This window comes from Natronorubrum thiooxidans, assembly GCF_900156475.1.
Lineage (GTDB): Archaea > Halobacteriota > Halobacteria > Halobacteriales > Natrialbaceae > Natronorubrum > Natronorubrum thiooxidans.
Genome location: NZ_FTNR01000003.1, coordinates 128,136 through 147,824, shown reverse-complemented (window position 1 = coordinate 147,824; position 19,689 = coordinate 128,136). Strand labels below are relative to the sequence as shown.

Sequence of the window (19,689 nt, the reverse complement as noted above, 5' to 3'; positions counted from 1 at the left end):
CTGCTCGAGTCGGCGGCGTCGTGGCGTCCACCAGCAATCAGTGACTGTGCGAGTACGCGACGGTGGCCGTCGTCTCACACACGCAGCGTCCGAGCGAAGGCAGTCGATGGTGCGGTTCGGCAGCCTGCAACGCTGGCACCGTCGTGGTGACCGTCACCGCTTCCAGAACGCGCCGGTAAACAGGACGAGCGCCGGAATGATCTCGAGGCGGCCGACCCACATGAGAACGATCATCACGAGTTTCGAGGTCGTCGAAAACTCGAGGTAGCTGCCGAACGGGCCGATCGACCCGAAGCCCGGGCCGATGTTCCCGATTGTCGCGATGCTCGCGCTGACCGCCTCGAGCGGTGTCAACGAGTAGCCGATCCGGGCGGAGTCAATCACAATGAACACCGTCGCGGCGGCGAAGATGAGGATGTACAACAGCGTGAAGCTGAGTACGGCGCGGATCACGTCCTCGTCGACGACGTAGTCGCCGAGGCGGATCGGCTGGACAGCCGAGGGGTGGGCGGCCGTAAACAGCTCTCGGCGAGCGACCTTGAACACGACCAGCCAGCGAATGATTTTAATCCCGCCGCCGGTCGATCCGGCGCTACCGCCGATAAACATCGCCGTCAGGAGGATGACCTGTGCGGTCCCATCCCACTGTGCGAAGTCACTCGTCGCGTAGCCCGTCGAATTGAGCAGGGTGACGATCTGGAAGGTCGCGTGGCGCACGGCGCTCTCTCCGGATCCCTCAGTCACGCCGCCCACGTCACCGAGTGCCGGTGCGGCCCCACTGTAGAGCAGTGCGCCGAGAACCCCGGCTAAAACGGCGATCGCGCCGGCATAAGCCCGGAACTCGGAGTTCTGGATGAACCGTCGTGGCTCCCCCCGGAGCACGTACCAGAAGAGCGCGAAGTTGGTCCCCGCAACGACCATGAACGGGATAATCAGCCACTGGACGGCGGCGGAAAAGGCGGCGACGCTGTTCGCTTCGGGCGAGAACCCACCGGTCGGCAGCGTCGTAAAGCCGTGGGCGACCGCGTTGTAGACGGTCATGTTCGGTGCCAGCCCCACGAGATGGAGGCCGTACAGCAGTCCGATGAGAACGACCGTGAACCCAAAGTAAACGAGCCAGAGAATCCGTGCCGTCTCGGCGATCTTCGGTGTGAGCTTCTGCAGTTCCGGCCCCGGTGCCTCGGCCCGGATCAACTGCGAGCCATTGACCGCGAGCTCCGGCAAAATCGCGATCATCAGGACGATGATCCCCATGCCGCCGAGCCACTGGGTGAGCTGGCGCCACATCATGAGCGCGTGTGAGTGTTGTTCGACCGAAATGTCGCCCATCACGGTCGCGCCAGTCGTCGTGAATCCGGACATCGACTCGAAGAGGGCATTTACCGGATGTGCGAGCGTCGAGGACGTACCGTAGCCCTCGAGAACGTACGGTATCGCCCCGATGAGCGCGACGATAAACCACGAGAGTGCGACCAGCAACATCGCTTCCCGCGGTCTGAGGTCCGGTTCGGGATCGAACTGCTCGAGGATGTGGCCGATTGCGACCGTGAGCGCGATCGTCACTACAAAGACGAGAATATCATCTTGATAGATGATGGCGACGACCAACGGGACGAGCAGGGTGAGTGCGAGATACTTGATAACGGTTCCAGTAAGTGCGACACTTGCCCGCCAATCAACGCGTAGAGTCATGCTGTCACGTCCGGCTCCGGCTGGGCCAGAAACACAATCAATCTCATTTTTCGTCAGTACATAATTCCTCTGAAACGGCTCGAATCACACCGCTGGCCAGGTTGCACCGCTGGCCCTCGTGTCCCTGTGTCCTATATGCCCTGCTGTCGTAACAACAACGTGTGTGTATGGCTCGAGTACCCAGCGTTCGCCGACCGCGCTCGTTTTTCGACGTCTTTACCATCACTGCCGTCTCGATCACGGTCGTCGCGCTCGTCCTCACTATCTGGCGTGGATCGTTCATTCGCCTCGAGATGGGTGTCTTCGCCGTAATCGTCTTCGGCTGGGTCGTCTGGGCCGTCGATCGCATTCTTCAGGAGTCCGTCGAGCAGTCGAAACGCGCACAGAAACGCAACTCGAGGTAGTGCCGATCGTCCCAATTGAACCGAGTGACACACCCATCGCAAGGCCATCGTGCGATAGGGTGTGCAGTGGCTGTCGGTGGCGACGACAGCGTCTTCTGGTGGATCTGGCTGCGACCGTTGCTCAGCGGACGCGTTCAGGCGACAAACGAACCAGTTAAGGGGAGAGTCCCACATCGCCACAGTGTGTACACGGGAATATCCTCGCCCAGATGCGACTGCCGATTCGAAAGCACGTTCTGGTTGCATCTCGATACAGTCTCGACGAGGGGTAACCGTCGGACGATTCAGTATTGAAGAGGTGTCTTCGATGATACGTAATTCATTGCCGTTTTCGGCCGGACGAGCAACGAGAGGGAGACGATGAGCGGAAGCGACGAGGAACTCGCCAAGGACCTCGGTCCGCTCGCCGCGCTAACGATCGGCGTAGGAACGATGATCGGCGCAGGGATCTTCGTCCTCCCTGGCCCGGCAGTGGCACAACTGGGACCGCTGGCGGCACTGGCGTTCGTCATCGGTGGCGGTCTCGCGTTACTGACGGCACTTTCGGCGTCCGAACTCGGGACGGCGATGCCCGTCTCCGGCGGGGCGTACTACTACGTCAATCAGGGGCTCGGGCCGCTGTTCGGCTCGATCGCTGGCTGGGGTAACTGGATGGGGCTCGCCTTCGCCTCGGCGTTTTACATGTATGGATTCGGCGAGTACGTCAACCAGTTCGTGAGCATCTCGGCACTGACGCTCGGCCCCGTCGGCCTCGAGCCGGCGCAGTTGATCGGACTGGCCGGTGGCGCGTTCTTCATCGGAGTCAACTACGTCGGTGCGAAGGAGACCGGCCGATTGCAGAACATAATCGTCATCGTTCTCATGGGGATTTTGGCGGTCTTTACCCTGTTCGGGCTGCTCAACGCCGATCTGGAGACGCTTCAGCCGATCGATCCGTTCGGCTGGGCACCCCTGTTGCCGGTGACGGGGCTGGTGTTCGTCTCCTATCTCGGCTTCGTCCAGATCACCTCCGTCGCCGAAGAGATCCAAGAGCCCGGAAAGAACCTCCCGCGGGCGGTGATCGGCAGCGTCGTGATCGTCACCGTGATGTACGCACTGATTCTCCTTGCGGTACTCGCGGCCGTCGAAACCGACGTGGTCGCCAACAACGAGACCGCCGTCGTCGACGTCGCTCGAATGCTAATCGGTCCTCTCGGTGCTGTGGCGCTGTTGCTCGGTGGGCTGCTCGCAACCGCGTCGTCGGCGAACGCGTCGATCCTCGCCTCCTCCCGGATCAACTTCGCGATGGGGCGGGACAAACTGATTTCGCCGAAGATCAACGAGATTCATCCGCGCTTTGCGACACCGTACCGTGCGATCGCGATCACGGGCGCGTTTATTCTCTTGTTCATCGCCTTTGGCAACCTCGAGTTGCTGGCAAGCGCCGGCAGCGTCCTCCACCTCATCGTCTACGGCCTCCTGAATCTCGCGCTGATCGTCTTCCGTGAGGTCAACCCCGAGAGTTACGACCCCGACTTCGAAGTGCCACTTTACCCCATCACGCCGATTTTGGGAGCTGTCTTCTCGTTCGCGCTGATCGCGTTCATCGAGCCGACCGTCATCCTGCTCTCGGTTGCGTTCGTCGTCTTCGGTGTCCTCTGGTATCTCGGCTACGCCCGCTCGGAGATCGAGTCGCCAGGAGTGCTCGCCGACTACGTCCTCGAGCGCTCCGAAACGTTGCCCGACGCAGCGGTGTCGGCGACGACGTCCGTCCAGCCCGAGGGTGGTGACTACCGGGTGATGGTGCCGCTCGCGAACCCGGCTCACGAAAAACACCTGATCACACTCGGCTCAGCCATCGCCAATCAACACGGCGGGACGGTCGTCGCCGTCAACATCGAACAGGTTCCCGACCAGACGTCCTTGCGAGCCGCTCGAGAGCAGAACGAACACGAAGCGGCTGCCCACCTCCTCGAGCAGGCACAGGCCGACGCGGAGACGTACGGCGTCGACGTAGAAACGCACGTGGTGCTCTCACACCGGGGTGTCGAGGAGGTGTTCGACGCCGCGAAACGATACGGCGTCGACAACTGTGTAATGGGGTGGGGGCCGGATTCCCACGGGTCGCCAGGGCGTGTCGAGACCACGTTCGACGAACTCGCACGCTCGCTTCCGTGTGATTTCCTCGTCCTCCGTGATCGCGGCTTCGATCCGTCACGGATCCTGTTGCCAACTGCCGGCGGCCCCGACTCGGATCTCGCAGCCGCCGTCGCGCGTGCGCTTCAGGATCAACTCGGCGCGAGTGTAACGCTGTTACACGTCGCTGACGACCGCCAACAGGGACGCCAGTTCCTCGAGGGGTGGGCCGCCGAGCGTGGCCTCGAAGACGCGACGTGTCGGATCGAAACGGGCGACGTCCAGACACGCATCGCCGAGGCTGCGTCCGACGCGACGTTGCTGATCATCGGGGCGACGGAGAAGGGTGTCCTTTCACGACTCGCCCGTGGCTCGCTGATCCTCGATGTCCTCGATACTGTCGACTGTTCGGTTCTCCTCGCCGAGAAACGCCACAAGCGCACGCTTCGTGAACGGATCTTCGGTACCAGTGACGACGAGTCACCGGGAGCGGTCGGAGTCACACCGGAGCCGGCGACGCCGGACCGGGCCGACGGTGCAGAACAGCCAGAGAACGCTTCAGGAGACGCCAAATGAGAGAGCCACCACTGAAAATCAATCGGAATAACCGATTCCTGAGTCCAGCCCGGAACGCAGTCGAAACGAGCACGGATTGACTCGTGTCGACAAGAAGGACGGATGCGCTCCTGTTACAGCATCGCCGAGACCTGGTCGAGGACGGTTGCATCGACGAACAACACGACGTGGTCGCCGGGTTCGGGCACTGTCGTCCCGCGGGGCGTGATGAGTTCGCCCTGTCGGGAGATGGCACCGATGACAACACAGTCCGGAAGGTCTGTCATCGAATCCGCGATCTGTCGACCCGTTAGCGCGCTCTCGTGACCCAGCTCGACCTCGATGACCTCGGCGCGGTCGTGTTCTAACATCGCGATTTTCTCGGTCTGATCCGTCCGGGTAAAGCGGACGATCTCCTCAGCCGTCTCCTCGCGCGGGTTGATCGCGACGTCGATCCCGACCGTCTCGAAGAGGTCCGTATACTCCGTGTTCTCGATGATCGCGACCGTCCGGTCGACGCCGGCTCGACCGGCGAGCAGGGAGACGAGCAGGTTTTTTTCGTCGTTGTCGAGGGCGGCGACGACGATGTCGGCCTCGTCGATGTGTTCGCGCAAGAGAAACTCCGTGTCGGTTGCGTCGCTTTCCATGACGAACGTGTTGGGGAGTGCCTCGGCGATCTCGCGGGCGCGCTCGTGGTCGCGTTCGACCAATCGTGGCTGGAAGCCGTGGGCTTCGAACTCGCGTGCGGCCTGAAAGCCGATTTCGCTGCCGCCGATGATGACCACGTCATCCGTACTCGAGGTCGTGTCGCTGACGGTCGCCATCGCGAACTCCTTGACCGAGTTTGGGCTGCCGATGACGACGATCCGATCGCCGGCCTGAAAGGTGGTCTCGCCTTTGGCGACGATCATCTCGTCGCCCCGGAAGACGCCGGCGAACGTCATCGAATCGTACTCGTCGGCGTCCATGACGCGCTGGTCGACCAGCGGACTCTCCGGCCCGATATCGAATTCGGCCATCCTGACGAGGCCACCGGCGAACATCTCGACGTCCTGAGCGCGCGGGAAGCCGGAAATCCGGAACACCGTCTGGGCGACCAGCAGATCGGTACAGACCATAAAATCCACGCCGAAGGCGTCCTCGGAGCCCTCCCACGTGTTCAACAGCGTGCGCCGACGGACGCGCGCGATCGTGAACGCGTCGCTCGCGGTTTTCGCCGTGCCACAGATGACGATGTTCGTCTCGTCGCTATCGGTCGATGCAACGACCAGATCTGCCTTCTCGAGGCCTGCCTCGCGAAGCGTCTCCAACTCGGTCCCGTCGCCCTGTACCGAGAGCACGTCGAACGAGTAGGTGATCTCCTCGGCGAGTTCTGGATCGCGCTCGACGACAGCGACGTCGTGTGATCCCTCGAGGTTCGCAGCGATCGATCGTCCGACCTCCCCCGCACCGACGATTAGTACGTACATTGTGACTCCGTCCTCCGCAGGGACATTCTTTTATGAGGGTTTTAGTGGCAAGGCAAAAGGCGTTACGACGAGCGGTCACCCCACGCGACAGTCCGTCACCGGTTTCGAGAACGCATATACGAACCCGGCCACCAAGGAGTACGTATGACAGACAACACCGCCGCGGACGACGGCTGGTTCGCGGGTGTCGACGCCGACGACCTCGAGTCGGCCGCGATGGCCGTCCGTGACGGATCAGCTGAGGGGCCACGCGACTGGCCAGCGCTCGCACTCGAGGCGGGGTTCGCTGCCGACAAAGACGAGTACTACGACGCGCTTCGAGCGGCGACGACGGCAGCAACCCGCAGGGACGTGACCGAACGCGAGGCGGCCGACGACCGCCAGCTCGTCCACGCGGTGCGGGCGATGGACGACTGTACGCGGACGGCGAACGAACTCGCCGAACGCCTCGCCGAGTGGGCCGGTACCGTCGATCCTGCTGCCGGAACGGGTGTCGACTACGCCCGCGAGCTGGCGACTCGAGACGAAATCGAGCCCGGTCAGGAGCCGCTCGTCTCGCTCGCCGAGCGCGTGGTGGCGCTTGCAGACGAAGCCGAGGATCTGCGGGAGTACGTCGACCGACAGACGCCGACCGTCGCACCGAACCTCGCGGCGCTTGCCGAGCCCGTCCTCGCGGCGCGGCTGATCTCGCTTGCCGGCGGCCTCGAGTCGCTAGCGAAGAAACCCAGCGGAACGGTCCAGGTCCTCGGGGCCGAGGACGCCCTGTTCGCCCATCTGCGCGGTCACGCACCCTCGCCCAAACACGGGATCATCTTCACTCACGACGCGGTTCGGGGCACCCATCCCGACGAACGGGGGTCGGCCGCACGAGCAGTGGCCGGCAAACTCGCCATCGCCGCACGCGTCGATCACTACTCGGGAGATCGGAAAACCGAACTCGACGCTGAACTCGCGGACCGAATCGAGACGATTCAGGCCCGAACCGACGATGAGAGCGCAGGGGGAGACGGCGGTGATGACGATGAGTAACGACCTGCCCGACGGCGTCGAACGCCGCCAGTTCGACGGCACCGACCGACTCGCGACCCGCGGCGAACCGGTCTACGGCGAGCCGACCGCAGAAGAGTGGCGCGCCTGGGATCCGAACCGTTCGAAACTGGGCGCGATGCTCGACCTCGAGATGGACACCGGCCTCGAGGGCGGCGAGACGGTGCTCTATCTCGGCGCGGCCAGCGGCACGACGGTAAGCCACGTCGCCGACTTCGCCGGCCCGACCTATGCCGTCGAGTTTGCCCCGCGGCCAGCTCGGGATCTCCTCGAAGCCGCCGAGTCGCGCCCGCGGCTGTTCCCGCTGCTCAAAGACGCTCGGAAACCAGAGACGTACGCCCACGTCGTCGAATCGGACCTGGACGTGATTGTCCAAGACGTGGCCACGCGGGGACAGGCCCGTGTCGCCCTCGAGAACGCACGATTCCTCGACGCCGACGGGCGACTCCTGTTGGCCGTCAAGGCCAGAAGTGAAGACGTCACGCGCGACCCGGCGGCCGTCTTCGAAGACGTGCAGACAGACCTCGAGACGGGCTATGAAATCCTCGAAACGCAGCGACTCGAGGCCTATCACACGGCTCACCTCGGCATCGTCGCCCGACCGCGATAATCCGGCTGATCACCTCACGGCGCTGTTACTCGCCGGTTTGGCGTCTCGTGTCGGATAACAACTATATGGCGGTTCGTTGTACCACTGGTTGGTATGTCAGCACACCCCACAATTGGCGACACCCTCGAGGGAACGGTCGATCGCTATCCGGATCGTGATGCGATCATCTATCCGCGCAAGGATCAGCGCTGGACCTACGCCGAGTTCGACGAGCGCGTCAACCAACTGGCAAGCGTGTTTCTCGACCTCGGCATCAAAAAAGGCGACCGGGTCGCCACCGTCTTGCACAACGGCTCGGAGATGGCGCTCACCGTCTATGCCTGCGCGAAGATCGGGGCCATCTTCACCCCGCTGAACTTCCGGCTGCCGTCGGGTGAGATCGAGTACATCGTCGCTGATGCCGACGCCGAACTGGTCCTGTTCGAATCCGCGACGCGAGAGGCGGTCGAGGGCGCGCGTCCGAACCTCGCAGTCGACGACTACGTCTATATCGACGACGACCGCGACGAGGTCCCGGACGGAGCCCATGGGTTTTATGACCTTCTCGAGTCGGGATCGCCCGACCGGCCCGACGTTCGTGTCGACGAAGACGACGTCTACGCGTTCATCTACACCTCAGGGACGACGGGCCGGCCGAAGGGAGTCGTCCACGAACACCGGAGTATGGTCGAACACAACCTCCTGTGTATCGCGGAACTAAATCTCACCCGCGACGACGTCGGCCTGTCGATGATGCCGCTGTATCACTGTGCAGAACTCCACTGTAACCTGTTCCCGCGAGTTCACCGCGGCGCGGCGTCCGTCATCCATCACGAGTTCGAGCCGGCGGCTGCACTCGAGGCGATCGACGACCACGACGTGACGGTCCTCTTTGCCGCGCCGACAGCCTGGAACGCGCTCTCGATGACCGCCGCGGAGATGGACGTCGACGTCTCGTCGCTCCGCGTTGGGCTCTACGGCGCGGCACCGATGCCAGAGCAGGTCCTCGAAAACTGCCGGGACCAGCTCTGTGAGGACTACGTACAGGCCTACGGCATGACCGAGATCGGTCCCGCCGGCGTCTTCCAGTCGCCGGACGACCAGGTACCAAAGCAGGGTTCGGCCGGCCTCCCCGCACTCAACCACCGACTGCGCATCGTCGATCCCGATGCGGACCCGGATCAGGCGGTCGCGGACGGCGAAATCGGCGAGATTCTCATCTCGAGTCCGTGCGTGATGCGCGAGTACTGGAACCGTCCGGAGGCGACCGAGCGGTCCCTGCGCGAGGCCGACGGGACGACGTGGTACTACACCGGCGACCTCGGATACCGTGACGACGACGGCTACCTCTACGTCGTCGACCGGAAAGACGACATGATCGTCTCCGGCGGCGAGAACGTCTATCCGGCCGAGGTCGAAGACGTCCTGTTTGCCCACGAGAGCGTCGAAGAAGCGGCCGTCGTCGGCGAACCCGACGAGGAGTGGGGTGAGCGGGTCGTCACGTACGTCGTCGGTGACGACGTTTCTGCCGACGAACTCGACGCGTTCGTCCTCGAGAGTGACCAACTCGCTGACTTCAAGCGCCCGCGGGCGTACTACTTCGTCGACGACCTCCCCAAGAATCCGAGCGGCAAGATCCAGAAGTTCAAGCTCCGCGAGGACGAGGCGGCCATCGACCCTGAGGCCGAGACCGTCACGTCCTGATCGAAACCTGCGGACCTCGACACCGCAACCGATGAGCTGGTGACTCGAGACGTCCCACATGGGGACTAGAATCGTCACGCGACCGCGAATGATTCCGTGTCTCGAAAATCGAACGCGATCTGTGGCTTCGGATCACCGCACGTGATCCACCGATTTCGAGCAGGCAACTGCCAAAAGTATAGGATCGCTATCGGGTTTGTGACTACAGCCGCTGCCAGATGCCGTACCCGAAGAGACTGACGAGGACGGCTGTGAGTGTCGGCACCAGCGGTGTCGGAAGCGCCTCGCTAGCTGTGTCCGCGTCGGTCTCGGCAGTATCGACGTCAGCGGCCTCGTCGCTCGGTGAGACGGTCGCCGAAAATCCGGACAAATCCGTCCCAGTGTCCCATTCGGCGGTTGACGTTCCGTCGCCGTCCGTCGGGATAGCAGTCTCGGATACCACGTATCCGTCCGGTGTGGCAAGCACGAACGGCCGATCCGTCTGGAACTCGCTTGCGAACGGTTCGCTGACGACCAGCCGGTCTCCGTCAACGGCTGCGAGGTTCGACCACGACGCCGAGAGCCGAATCACACCGACGCCGTCCGTTGTCGTGACCGCTGCATTAACGTCCGAAACGGTCATTTCGCGATCGGTTTCGCTCGCCGTTCGGTTGGCGATTCGCGAGAGGCGCTCGTCGAACCGGTCGACGACGTCAGTGGAGTTCGCACGAAGCTGCTCGAACGCTTCCTCGTCCGTCCCGTCATCGAGGTCGTACGTCAACGCGAGCGAGACCGTGGCGTCGCCGTTCGACTCGAGTTCAACGACGAACGCGGATCGGTCGTCCGCGACGGCGTCGTCAGCAGCTGCCACAGGCGGGACGACGCCCGCCGCGAGCAACAACACCGCGGTAACGAGCACGAGGGAGTGCGTCCGCCGCCGGATCACTCGTCGTCCTCCGCTTCATCTTCGTCTGCGTTCTCTTCGTCGTCGTCGGCATCCTCTCCATCTTCATCGTCAGCGTCCTCTTCGTCGTCGTCGGCATCCTCACCATCTTCATCGTCTGCGTCCTCTTCGTCGTCGTCGGCATCCTCACCATCCTCGTCGTCAGCGTCCTCTTCTTCTCTCTCGTCGTCTTCGTCGTCCTCTTTACGCGCATCGTCATCGCTGTCGTCCCCGTCGAACTCGAGGTCGAGTTCGCCCTCCCGGTCGCCGTCCTCGACTTCGATCTCGACTTCGTCATCGTCGGGAAGCGTCACTGTGATCCGCCCGTCGGAATCGGTAGTGCCCGCGTTCTCGTCTTCGACTTCGACGACGGCGTCCGCGACCGGCCCATCGGCGTCGGTCACCTCGAGCGTTACCGTGGCACCGGGGGCGGGTTCACCTGAGACAACGGTCACACCGAGTTCCTCGTCGTCCTCGTGGTCCTCGTCGCGTTCGTCGATATCGACATCGTCCAGTTCGAGCGCGCCGTCGGCGCTGATCTCGAACTCCAGTTCGGCCTCGAACTCGCCTTTGAGCACGGTGACTTCCAGTTCGTCGTCGCCGGGTTCTGCGTCGAACGAGAGCGTGCCGTCCTCACCAGTCGTGCCGACACGGTCGCCGTCGGCGAGCACCGTGACACCGGAGACGCCCTCACCGTCGTATCCGACAGCCACCGTCACCGTTCCGTTGTCGACGGAGCCGGTGACCGACAGCTTCTCGTTGATCTCCTCGTCTGCAGCCTCTTCAGACGTTGTCGAGCGGAGGGTCAACTCGAGTTCGCCCTCCCGGTCGCCGTCCTCGACCTCGACGTCGGCCTCGTCGTCGTCGGGGAGCGTCACCGTGATCCGTCCAGTCGCGTCCGTCTCACCGACAGCCTGATCGTCGATTTCGACGGTCGCGCCCTCGATTGGGTCGCCGGCTGCGGTCACCGCGAACGTGACGCTCGTGTTCGGCGCTGCGGTGCCCTCGACGAGCGAGATCGACAACGGTATTTCGTCATTGTCGTCCGCGTCACGGGGCTCTAACTCCTCTTCGAACTCGAACACGTCGCCGGTTTCGCCGTCGACGCTCACTTCGGCTTCGCCAGTCGTATCGGGGCCGAAGAACGTGAACTCGAACTCGAAGTAGCCGTCGTCCTCGTCGCGGTCGACGGAGCGCAGCGTCCACTCGCCCTCATCGGCCGTCGAGAGTGGGTCGGTCGCCGCCGTCAGCGCCTCGCTCTGGGGTATCTGAAACGTCCCGTTGCCCGGCTGTTCGCGCTCGAGTTCCCGTGACCGCTCGCCGTCTTCGTTCTCGGTCTCGATCGACAGTCCGTCGGTGGTCTCGAGCGAGAACTCGCCGCGCTGTTCGCCCGTGTACTGTGCGAGCAGTGCGCTGGCACCAGTACTGGTCAGCTTCCGCAGCTGTTCCCGTGCTGCGTCGTTCGCGCTCCGGTCGTAGCCGGCAGCGCGCAGTTCCAGCGCGGAGACGTCTGCAGCGTGCTCATCGAGACGGTCGAAACCGCGATCGACCGTGTTCGCACGCGAGGAGAGCACTGCCAGTCGCTGGGCGTACTCGGTACGGGTGAGGTCACCGGTCTCATACGCCGTCGTCGCCTCCTGCTGGGTCGCGACGGTTTCGTTTGCCCGTTCACGGAGCGACGCCGCGCGATCGGCGAGGACCGCAGCGCGTTCGGATTCGTTCGACTGCGCCAGCACCGACTCCAGTGATGCCGATTCGATATCACCGCTCACCTCGTCGTCGGTGACCTCGATCACCGTCGCGAGCTGCTGGCCCGTCGTTGCCTCCGAGCTGTTCGAGTTCGATTCATCCGCCTGTGCGACCGCGTTCGCTCCGGTCCCGGCCGCCCCGGCTGCGAGCGCTGCGCTGGGGATCGAGCCAACAAGGAGCCCGACCACCACGAGCACGGTCAGGAGCTGTGTCCGTTTCATCGGTCACGACCACGAACGCATGGCCCATATAACGGCGAGACGGTGGCGACCCATTGTCGCCGATTGCAGCTGTTTCGGGACTGTTGTGTTCTGTTTCACTGAATTTCACGCGTCTAGATCTATGCGTTTAATCCGTTCGAGTCACTACCGCTTGCCAATGCGACCGAGGCATGTGGTGATTCTGCTGCTCACACTGGTGGTCGTCCTGGGGGCGGGTGTAGCCGTGGGCAGCGCTAACAGCGACCTCGAGTCGACACAGCCGGACGAACACGCGCTGGTTCAGGATCAGCCCGACCCGGACAACACCATTACAAGAATCGAGCTCGCGGCGGACGGCTCGGCCACGTGGGGGATCACGTTCCGAACCCGACTCGCGACCGACGACGACCACGCCGAGTACGAGCGGTTTCAGGAGTCGTTTCGGGAGAACACCAGCCGATATCTCGAGCCGTTCGAAACGCGGATGACCGGCGTCGTCGACCGGGCAAACGAGAGCCACACGCGCGAGATGCGTGCGACGGAATTCACCACGAGAACGACGATTCAGGAAGTCCCCCGCCGCTGGGGGGTTGTCACGTTCCAGTTCACGTGGGACGGATTCGCGGCGACCGACGGCGACCGCGTCGTCGCCGGCGACGTCTTCGAGGGCGGATTCTACATCGGCGAGGACGACGTGTTGGCGGTCGCCGCCCCGGACGGGTTCGTCGTCGCCGACGCCGATCCGACGCCCGATGAGGTCTCTGGCAGCGTCCTCGAGTGGCACGGCCGAGAGGACTTCGCCGACGGCCACCCGCGTATCGTCGCCGGACCGTCTGAAAGTACCACCGCACTGCAACAGGACGGGGAGGTCGACGGGGGCGGAACCGACGCTTGGCTCCTGTCCGTCTTCGGGCTATTCACGTTCGGACTCCTCATTGCGGTTCTGTACGCCTTCCGTACTGGACGGCTCACACTGCCGATCGGCGGGGGCAGCGACGACAGTTTGGAGGCGACCGACTCGGGAGAAGAAACTGATGCGCCGACGACGTCAAACGCCGATACCGAGCAATCCCAGCTTCTGACCGATGAAGACCGGGTTCGGCGGACGCTCCGCGAGCAGGGTGGACGCATGAAACAGTCGGCGGTCGTCGAGGACCTCGGCTGGTCGAAATCGAAGACGTCCAGAGTGCTCTCGGCGATGGCCGACGACGGGACGGTCGAGAAGCTTCGGATCGGCCGCGAAAACGTGATCGACCTGTCCGACGACGAGTAACCCAGCGTTCGTCTGCAACACGGCTCCCTTGCTGATGACTCCGTCCTGCCGAGTCCAAACGGTATTTATCACCGCGGCCGAAAACGGGAGACGATGGAACGCGGGTCCCGGGAATCGTTTACGCGCATGGGCACGCTGGGGATCGAAGAGGAGTGTTTCGTCGTCGATGCCGACGGCCGGCCGACGAGTGGCACCGACGACCTCGTCTACGAACACGACCCACCAGAGATCCTCGAGGGGCGACTCGATCACGAACTGTTCAAGTTCGTCATCGAGACCCAGACACCGCTGATCGAGGACCCGGCCGACGCCCGGGAGTCGCTGCTGGAGATCAGACGCGCACTGGTCGATCACGCCACCGCCCACGGCTATCAGATCGCCGCCGCCGGCCTGCATCCGCTTGCCAAATGGCGCGAACTCGAGCACGCCGAAAAACCTCGCTATCGGTCGCAACTCGATCGCATCCAGTATCCACAACATCGGAATACGACCGCGGGCGTCCACATCCACGTCGGCGTCGACGACGCCGACAAGGCGGTCTGGATCGCCAACGAACTGCGGTGGTACGTCCCGGTCATGCTCGCCCTCTCGGCGAACTCGCCGTACTGGAACGGGTTCGATACCGGGCTTCAGTCCGCTCGTGCGAAGATCTTCGAGGCGCTACCGAACACGGGGATGCCAACCTACTTCGAGGACTACGAGGCGTTCGATCGGTTCGAACGCCGGATGTTGGAGACGGACTCGATCGAAGACCGGGGCGAACTCTGGTACGACGTCCGCCCGCATACGGCACACGGCACTGTCGAACTCCGGACGCCGGACGGGCAGGCTGACCCTGAGGTCGTCCTCGCGTTCGTCGAGTACGCCCACGCACTGGTCGACGCGCTCGCCGAGGCCTACGAAGACAACGCGAGTAGCGCCCGCCACCGGCGCGAACTGCTCGACGAAAACAAGTGGCGGGCAATCCGCCATGGCCACGACGCATCGTTTATCGCCCGTGATCTCGAGGGCACGATCGACCTCGGCGAACTCGTCGACCGAGAGTGCGAACGGCTGGGGATCGACGGCATCAAGCGCGTCTACGAGCGCGACAGCGGGGCGACCCGACAGCGTCGGCTGCTCGAGGAAGACGGTCCCGACGCGCTCTGTGAGTCACTGCTGTTGCAGGTTGAGTGACCGTTGAATCCATGGTACACCTCGAGACGTACGTTGACTGCGGCACGTCGCCAAATGAAGACGTGGTGTGGAGCGGTGACGACGCCGTTGTTGTCCTCGACGGGGCGACCGGACTGACTGACCGGCGGTTCAGCGATGCCCCGTCCGACGGCCGGTGGTACGTTGAGGAGTTGACGACGCAACTCGCGGCCCGTCTCGAGGTGAATTGCCCGATATCAACGATCGCGACCGACGCGATCGGGGCAGTGCGCGAGCGCTACGACGCGCTCTGTGACGAGATCGAGGATGTTCCGGAGCACGAACGACCGTCGGCCAGCGGCGTGATCTGTCGATGGAGCGGTGCAGACATCGATTACTTCGTTCTCGGCGACAGTAGCTTCGTGGCGCGTACGACTGCGGGCGTCGAAACGGTACTCGGAGCGGGTCCCCGTTCGCTCGATCGGGCGGTCATCGACGAGATGATCTCGATCCGCGAGGCCGAAGAACCGGGCGACTCGAGGACGTACGACGACCGCCAGTCCGACGCCGAGATCTCACAAGCAGAACTTCTCAAGCGAGTCGAGCCGATGTTGATCGAGCACCGGAAACTGAAGAACACGCCCGGTGGGTACTGGACGTTCGGCCTCGATCCAGCCGCGACATCTCACGCGTCGACCGGGACAATCCCCCGAGCGTCGCTCGTGGACGCGATCGCGTTCACCGACGGATTCGAACCGCTGTGTACGGTCTACGATGCGGTTGCGGACTGGGGGCGGGTACTCGAGTACGTCGCCGCGAATGGGATCGAGCGTGCAGTACGAGTGCTTCGTGCGTTCGAAGCGTCGGATCCCGACTGTCGGCGCTATCCACGGCTCAAACGGTCCGACGACGTCGGTGTCGCGTACCTCGAGCCGTGACGTCGATCTGACATTTGACGTGACAGAATGACTGCGGCTACCGATTTCCAAGCGCGAAGAGTCCGTCTTTGACGAGTTCTGCGGCGATCGGAATCGCAACGGCCTGAATCAACGCAAACGAGAGATCGTCGATCGCACCGGAAAGCCAGAGGTAGAGTCCGAACACGGGGACGATCGTCAACCCGTAGAGCCAGTTTCGTTTCGCGAACCCGATGGGACCGGGCTCGTGACCGTTCTCCCACGCCGCTTCGAAGTATTGGCGGAGTAGGAGATACATCGTCGTTTGTTCTTCACCGCGGACGAGTTTCGCCGTCACGCCGCGCTCACGGTCGATATCGCGAACGAACACGCGATAGGTACACTCTTCTGGCAGTTCCGATCGGACGAGCAGGCCGTAGAAGTACGCGTGTCCACGGTCGGAGACGAGCCGATACGAGAGCGTTCCGTTGGCGTTCGCACAGCGATCCTGCAGCGATTCGATAGTCGCGATCCCGTCACGGATCGTCTCGTCTGCCCGTTTCCGTTCGAGTTCGACGCCCAGATTGGGGTGAAGCAGAAGAATCCGCACGTCGACGCCGTTTTCCAGCGCGCTGATCAGACGCGGTTCGAAAAAGTCCGGCATCGTCTCCAGTGAGAACGACGACACGCAGATTTCTGACGCCCGTGCGTAATTTTCCCAGTCGAGGTCCTCCTCGAACGACCCGTGTCCGTTCGTCGATGCCGTTTGATCGACGATTTCTACCCTGTCGTTCTGTCGCATTTCGTCGAGGGCGCTCTTGAGTCGTGCTTCGAGGCTCGTGAACCGGTCGACGTGTTCAGTTGTCCCGTGCGCTTCGATCCACGTGTGAGTGCGGTCGACGAACGAATCGTCCTTCACCGGTTCGACGAACCACCGTCCGTCGTCCGGGACGTCACCAAGCGATTCGAACAGCCCCCGGTCGACCAGCGAGTCGAGTGCATGCTCAATTTGCGTGTCGTCGAGTTCGACGTCGTTCCGTATCGTTTCGGGGAGCATGTTCGGGTGCATTCCCGGATACTCGACTACAACCCACGCAAAGACCGTGGCCTCCGCTGCTGGCAGGAGATCGTCGACGAGTGACTCGAGATCGCGTCGCAGCGCTCGCGGTCTGTGTTTACTCATTGATACTCATCACCGCGTCGGTGATCGTCTCGCGGGCGTCGGGACTGAATTCGTCACGGTGACGGTCGAAGACGGCTCGAACGCCGTTGGAACCCGTTTCACGGAGGCGGTCATCGATATCCAATAGCTTCCGACGCTGATCGGCCCAGGAGAACGTCGTCTCTTCCTGGACCGACGGCGTGGTCGTGATCTCGATCGTCTCGTACGAGCCCCGTTCGAGTGCTCGAACCGTGATCTCCCAGTCGGCGAGCCAGCCGTCGTCGGACGGGACCAACGACGGTCCGACAGCACTTCGAAACCCGAACGCGCCGGGTTGGGCGTCGAATTCCGAATCCGGCTCGGCGTCGATATCGGCCGCTGCGAAGGCACAAAGGGTCTCGAGGCGTTCGAACGGCCACCGATCGAGCCGTTCGCCGTCACGGTCGAGCCACAGGCTTTGATTTTGTCGCTGTGGAATAACGACATCAGCGTCGGTCGCTGCCAGCCGCTCGAGGATGCGCTCGAGTGCCGCCGGCGGATGCTGGCCATCCCCGTCGACGACTAGGCAGTCGCTGCCGAACTCACTGGCCAGCAGCATCGAGACCCGACGTGCACCCCCGAACCCAAGCCGTGATCTCGAAACGAGCATTCTGTCGGCGTACTCAGGTAGCGATGGTCGGTCGGGTTCGTCGAGGACGAGCACGAACGAGGCATCGAGCGTCGTCGCCACTTGTCTGGCCCAGTCCGTGTTCGGTTCGCCGTATGCCATCGCCGCAACAACCCGGTCAGCGTCCATTTGTGCCAACACGTTTGTACGTCTACATCAGTGTTACGTCCGGGTTCGACAGACGCCTTTGCCCCCGATCACGCCGGCGCAGATGGCGAACTGAAGCCATCCGAGTGGACCCGTAAACGCGACGCTCGACCCGCACAAAGCTTTACTTCCGTGCGAACCCTTGTCCTTCACCAGAGGATACTATGGCTACGGACGACACTGACGAGCATCAGGTGGACGACGGGAACGGGGACCCACCACGAGACGACTCCGACGACGCGCTCGAGCGAACGGAAAGCGAGTTCTTCGAGGCGGAGAGCGACGGCGTTCGCACGACCGCCGTCGAGGAGGTCGACCAGCGCATCGTCGATCTGCTCTCGTGGATCCTCGATACGGAAACGCGGGCGAAGATCTACGTCCACTTGCTTGCCCATCCCGGCAGCACCTCAGAAGAGGTCGCGAAAGGGACCGGCCTCTATCCGAGCACGGTCCGCGAAGCGCTCGCAGAACTCCACGACGAAGACCGTGTGACACGGGAAAAGCGCGCGAGCGAGGGCGCGGGGAACAACCCCTACGAGTATACGGCGATCCAGCCGAGCGAACTCGTGGGCGGTGTCGTCGATCAGGTCCAGCGAGAACTGAACACGATCTTTACGCTCGATCGCCACGCCGAATCCACGCCGGACCTCGAGGACGGCACCGAACCCATCACGATCACAGTTAATGAGACGTCTCCGATCGACCCCGACGCTGGTGATGACGACGACCCGGAGACGGACGACAGTCGGTAGCGACGGCCGCACGCGTACTGTCCACCCCGATCAGCTCTCAGTTGCGTCTCAGTGACTCCTGCCGTCGGTGTCGTACTTACTCTTCGAGGCCGAGCACTGCCGGTCGCTCGAGTTCGAGATCCCCGTCGACGGCCTTGACGCTCGTCGTCGGCCAGTTACCCGTCACCGTGAGCGGTTCGATCGACGCCTCGTCGGTGGCCGCCCCGTCGCCGTCGGCCGTGACCAACACGGTATCTTCACTTTTCGCGCCCTCGACGGTCGGGTTCCACGCGTAGGCCATCGGCGCGGTAACTGTCGCCTCGTGGTCGGGCGTCGCGATCCACTCGCGGCCCGCAAAGCCGGCGGCACCGCCCTGATGGTGGTGCTCCCACTCGCCGTCCCAGCCGACCGCGTCGTAGGCGTCCTGAACCGCGCCGAAGACGTCTCCAGCCGTCCCGCCGTCGCTCGCCGCGGCTTGCGTCGCTGCGAGCGCCGTCGTCTCGACGCGGGCCGCAGCCTCGTGGCGCTGCTCGAGCCACGCGGGCGGATCGAAGGCGACGGTTCGGGTACAACTCGCGTGCAGGCCCGCGCGCTGGGTCGTCACGGAGACGAGTGCGTAGTCGCCGAGTTCGGCCTCCGTCGGCGTGTAGTGGCGATACTGCTGGGCACGTTCTGACCCGCCAACGAGGACGACGGGCGCTTCGATATCGCGTGCCGAGAGCGCTACCCGAAGCGCTGACGCGACCTCGTGTTCGCTGTCCTCGGCGCGCAGTTCTCGACAGACCGACTCGACGGCCGCAGCCGTCTCCTGGCCCAGCGTTCGGTATCGCTCGCGGTCGCGGTCGGTCAGCGGCTGGCGAAGCGGCGTCGGATCGACGCGCTCGAGGCCGGGGATATCGATGTCGGCGGCGGCTCGCTCGTCGTCTGCGACACGAGCCGCGATTGCCCCGCCGAGGGAGTCGGCGTGCCACGGGAACGTCTCGAGCGAGACTGCCTCGCGCTCGAGGTCCGGGAGCTCTTCGGCAGCGATACGCTCGGCTTCGATGTTGTTCGCGACGATCCGGATCTCCGTGCCGTCGTAGCCGACGGCCGCGACGCCGGCGTCCGTCTCGCGGTCGACGACGGTGTTCCCCCCGGTCAGCCAGGCGAAGGCGTTCGGCCGGGCGAACCAGACCGAATCGAACTCTTCGGACTCGAGGAACGCCTCGAGTCGCTCACGTTTGTCCATGCCGG

At 63.5% G+C, this 19,689-nt stretch carries 16 protein-coding genes; 9 read left to right on the top strand and 7 right to left on the bottom strand.

Translation table 11 applies throughout. The features are described 5' to 3' along the window. Positions 1 to 153 precede the first annotated feature (153 nt). Positions 154 to 1,692 (bottom strand): TrkH family potassium uptake protein, encoded by a 1,539-nt coding sequence (locus BW940_RS05955; protein ID WP_076608285.1) that lies wholly within the window; start codon positions 1,690 to 1,692, stop codon positions 154 to 156. Between the two features lie 167 nt (positions 1,693 to 1,859). On the opposite strand from BW940_RS05955, the gene BW940_RS05950 reads away from it, so the two are divergent. Both BW940_RS05950 and BW940_RS05945 read left to right on the top strand, forming a co-directional pair. Beyond that, a complete protein-coding gene (locus BW940_RS05950) occupies positions 1,860 to 2,096 on the top strand; it encodes a hypothetical protein (protein ID WP_076608284.1) in 237 nt (78 codons plus the stop codon). A gap of 360 nt (positions 2,097 to 2,456) precedes the next feature. Next, complete coding sequence (locus BW940_RS05945) at positions 2,457 to 4,787, top strand: amino acid permease (protein WP_076608283.1); 2,331 nt, start codon at positions 2,457 to 2,459, stop codon at positions 4,785 to 4,787. Positions 4,788 to 4,900: 113 nt separating this feature from the next. Here BW940_RS05945 and trkA read toward each other — a convergent pair whose 3' ends face one another. Further along, a complete protein-coding gene (trkA, locus tag BW940_RS05940) occupies positions 4,901 to 6,235 on the bottom strand; it encodes a Trk system potassium transporter TrkA (RefSeq protein ID WP_076608282.1) in 1,335 nt (444 codons plus the stop codon). 144 nt (positions 6,236 to 6,379) lie between these two features. Here trkA and BW940_RS05935 point away from each other — a divergent pair, with 144 nt between their 5' ends. From BW940_RS05935 to BW940_RS05925, 3 genes are all read left to right on the top strand, one after another. Continuing rightward, complete coding sequence (locus tag BW940_RS05935; RefSeq protein ID WP_076608281.1) at positions 6,380 to 7,264, top strand: NOP5/NOP56 family protein; 885 nt, start codon at positions 6,380 to 6,382, stop codon at positions 7,262 to 7,264. Further along, entirely contained in the window at positions 7,257 to 7,892 is a 636-nt protein-coding gene (locus tag BW940_RS05930) for a fibrillarin-like rRNA/tRNA 2'-O-methyltransferase (protein WP_076608434.1), read from the top strand. Before BW940_RS05935 ends, BW940_RS05930 begins: the two co-directional genes overlap by 8 nt. A 93-nt stretch (positions 7,893 to 7,985) precedes the next feature. Then, on the top strand, positions 7,986 to 9,575 hold the full coding sequence (locus BW940_RS05925) for a long-chain-fatty-acid--CoA ligase (protein WP_076608280.1): 1,590 nt from the start codon (positions 7,986 to 7,988) through the stop codon (positions 9,573 to 9,575). Positions 9,576 to 9,777: 202 nt separating this feature from the next. Here the strand turns inward: BW940_RS05925 and BW940_RS05920 are convergent, their stop codons facing one another. Then, entirely contained in the window at positions 9,778 to 10,500 is a 723-nt protein-coding gene (locus BW940_RS05920) for a DUF7345 domain-containing protein (RefSeq protein ID WP_076608279.1), read from the bottom strand. After that, positions 10,497 to 12,467, bottom strand: a complete 1,971-nt coding sequence (locus tag BW940_RS05915) for a peptidase associated/transthyretin-like domain-containing protein (protein ID WP_076608278.1) — start codon at positions 12,465 to 12,467, stop codon at positions 10,497 to 10,499. The genes BW940_RS05920 and BW940_RS05915 overlap by 4 nt, the downstream gene beginning before the upstream one ends. Before the next feature lie 157 nt (positions 12,468 to 12,624). On the opposite strand from BW940_RS05915, the gene BW940_RS05910 reads away from it, so the two are divergent. The 3 genes from BW940_RS05910 to BW940_RS05900 all read left to right on the top strand — a co-directional run bounded on the left by BW940_RS05910 (position 12,625) and on the right by BW940_RS05900 (position 15,791). Further along, a complete protein-coding gene (locus BW940_RS05910; RefSeq protein ID WP_143823871.1) occupies positions 12,625 to 13,719 on the top strand; it encodes a helix-turn-helix transcriptional regulator in 1,095 nt (364 codons plus the stop codon). A 93-nt stretch (positions 13,720 to 13,812) separates the two neighbouring features. Continuing rightward, positions 13,813 to 14,895, top strand: coding sequence for a glutamate--cysteine ligase (locus BW940_RS05905; protein WP_076608276.1), 1,083 nt, complete (start codon positions 13,813 to 13,815; stop codon positions 14,893 to 14,895). Positions 14,896 to 14,906: 11 nt separating this feature from the next. Beyond that, positions 14,907 to 15,791, top strand: coding sequence for a hypothetical protein (locus BW940_RS05900; RefSeq protein WP_076608275.1), 885 nt, complete (start codon positions 14,907 to 14,909; stop codon positions 15,789 to 15,791). 37 nt (positions 15,792 to 15,828) lie between these two features. On the opposite strand, the gene BW940_RS05895 is transcribed toward BW940_RS05900, so the two are convergent. After that, positions 15,829 to 16,932, bottom strand: coding sequence for a phospholipase D-like domain-containing protein (locus BW940_RS05895; RefSeq protein ID WP_076608274.1), 1,104 nt, complete (start codon positions 16,930 to 16,932; stop codon positions 15,829 to 15,831). Next, positions 16,925 to 17,707: a glycosyltransferase family protein gene (locus tag BW940_RS05890; RefSeq protein WP_076608273.1), complete on the bottom strand. Its 783-nt coding sequence runs from the start codon at positions 17,705 to 17,707 to the stop codon at positions 16,925 to 16,927. The genes BW940_RS05895 and BW940_RS05890 overlap by 8 nt, the downstream gene beginning before the upstream one ends. 182 nt (positions 17,708 to 17,889) lie before the next feature. Here BW940_RS05890 and BW940_RS05885 point away from each other — a divergent pair, with 182 nt between their 5' ends. Next, entirely contained in the window at positions 17,890 to 18,477 is a 588-nt protein-coding gene (locus tag BW940_RS05885; RefSeq protein WP_076608272.1) for a helix-turn-helix domain-containing protein, read from the top strand. 76 nt (positions 18,478 to 18,553) lie between these two features. Here the strand turns inward: BW940_RS05885 and BW940_RS05880 are convergent, their stop codons facing one another. Continuing rightward, a complete protein-coding gene (locus BW940_RS05880) occupies positions 18,554 to 19,684 on the bottom strand; it encodes a M24 family metallopeptidase (protein ID WP_076608271.1) in 1,131 nt (376 codons plus the stop codon). Positions 19,685 to 19,689 lie beyond the last annotated feature (5 nt).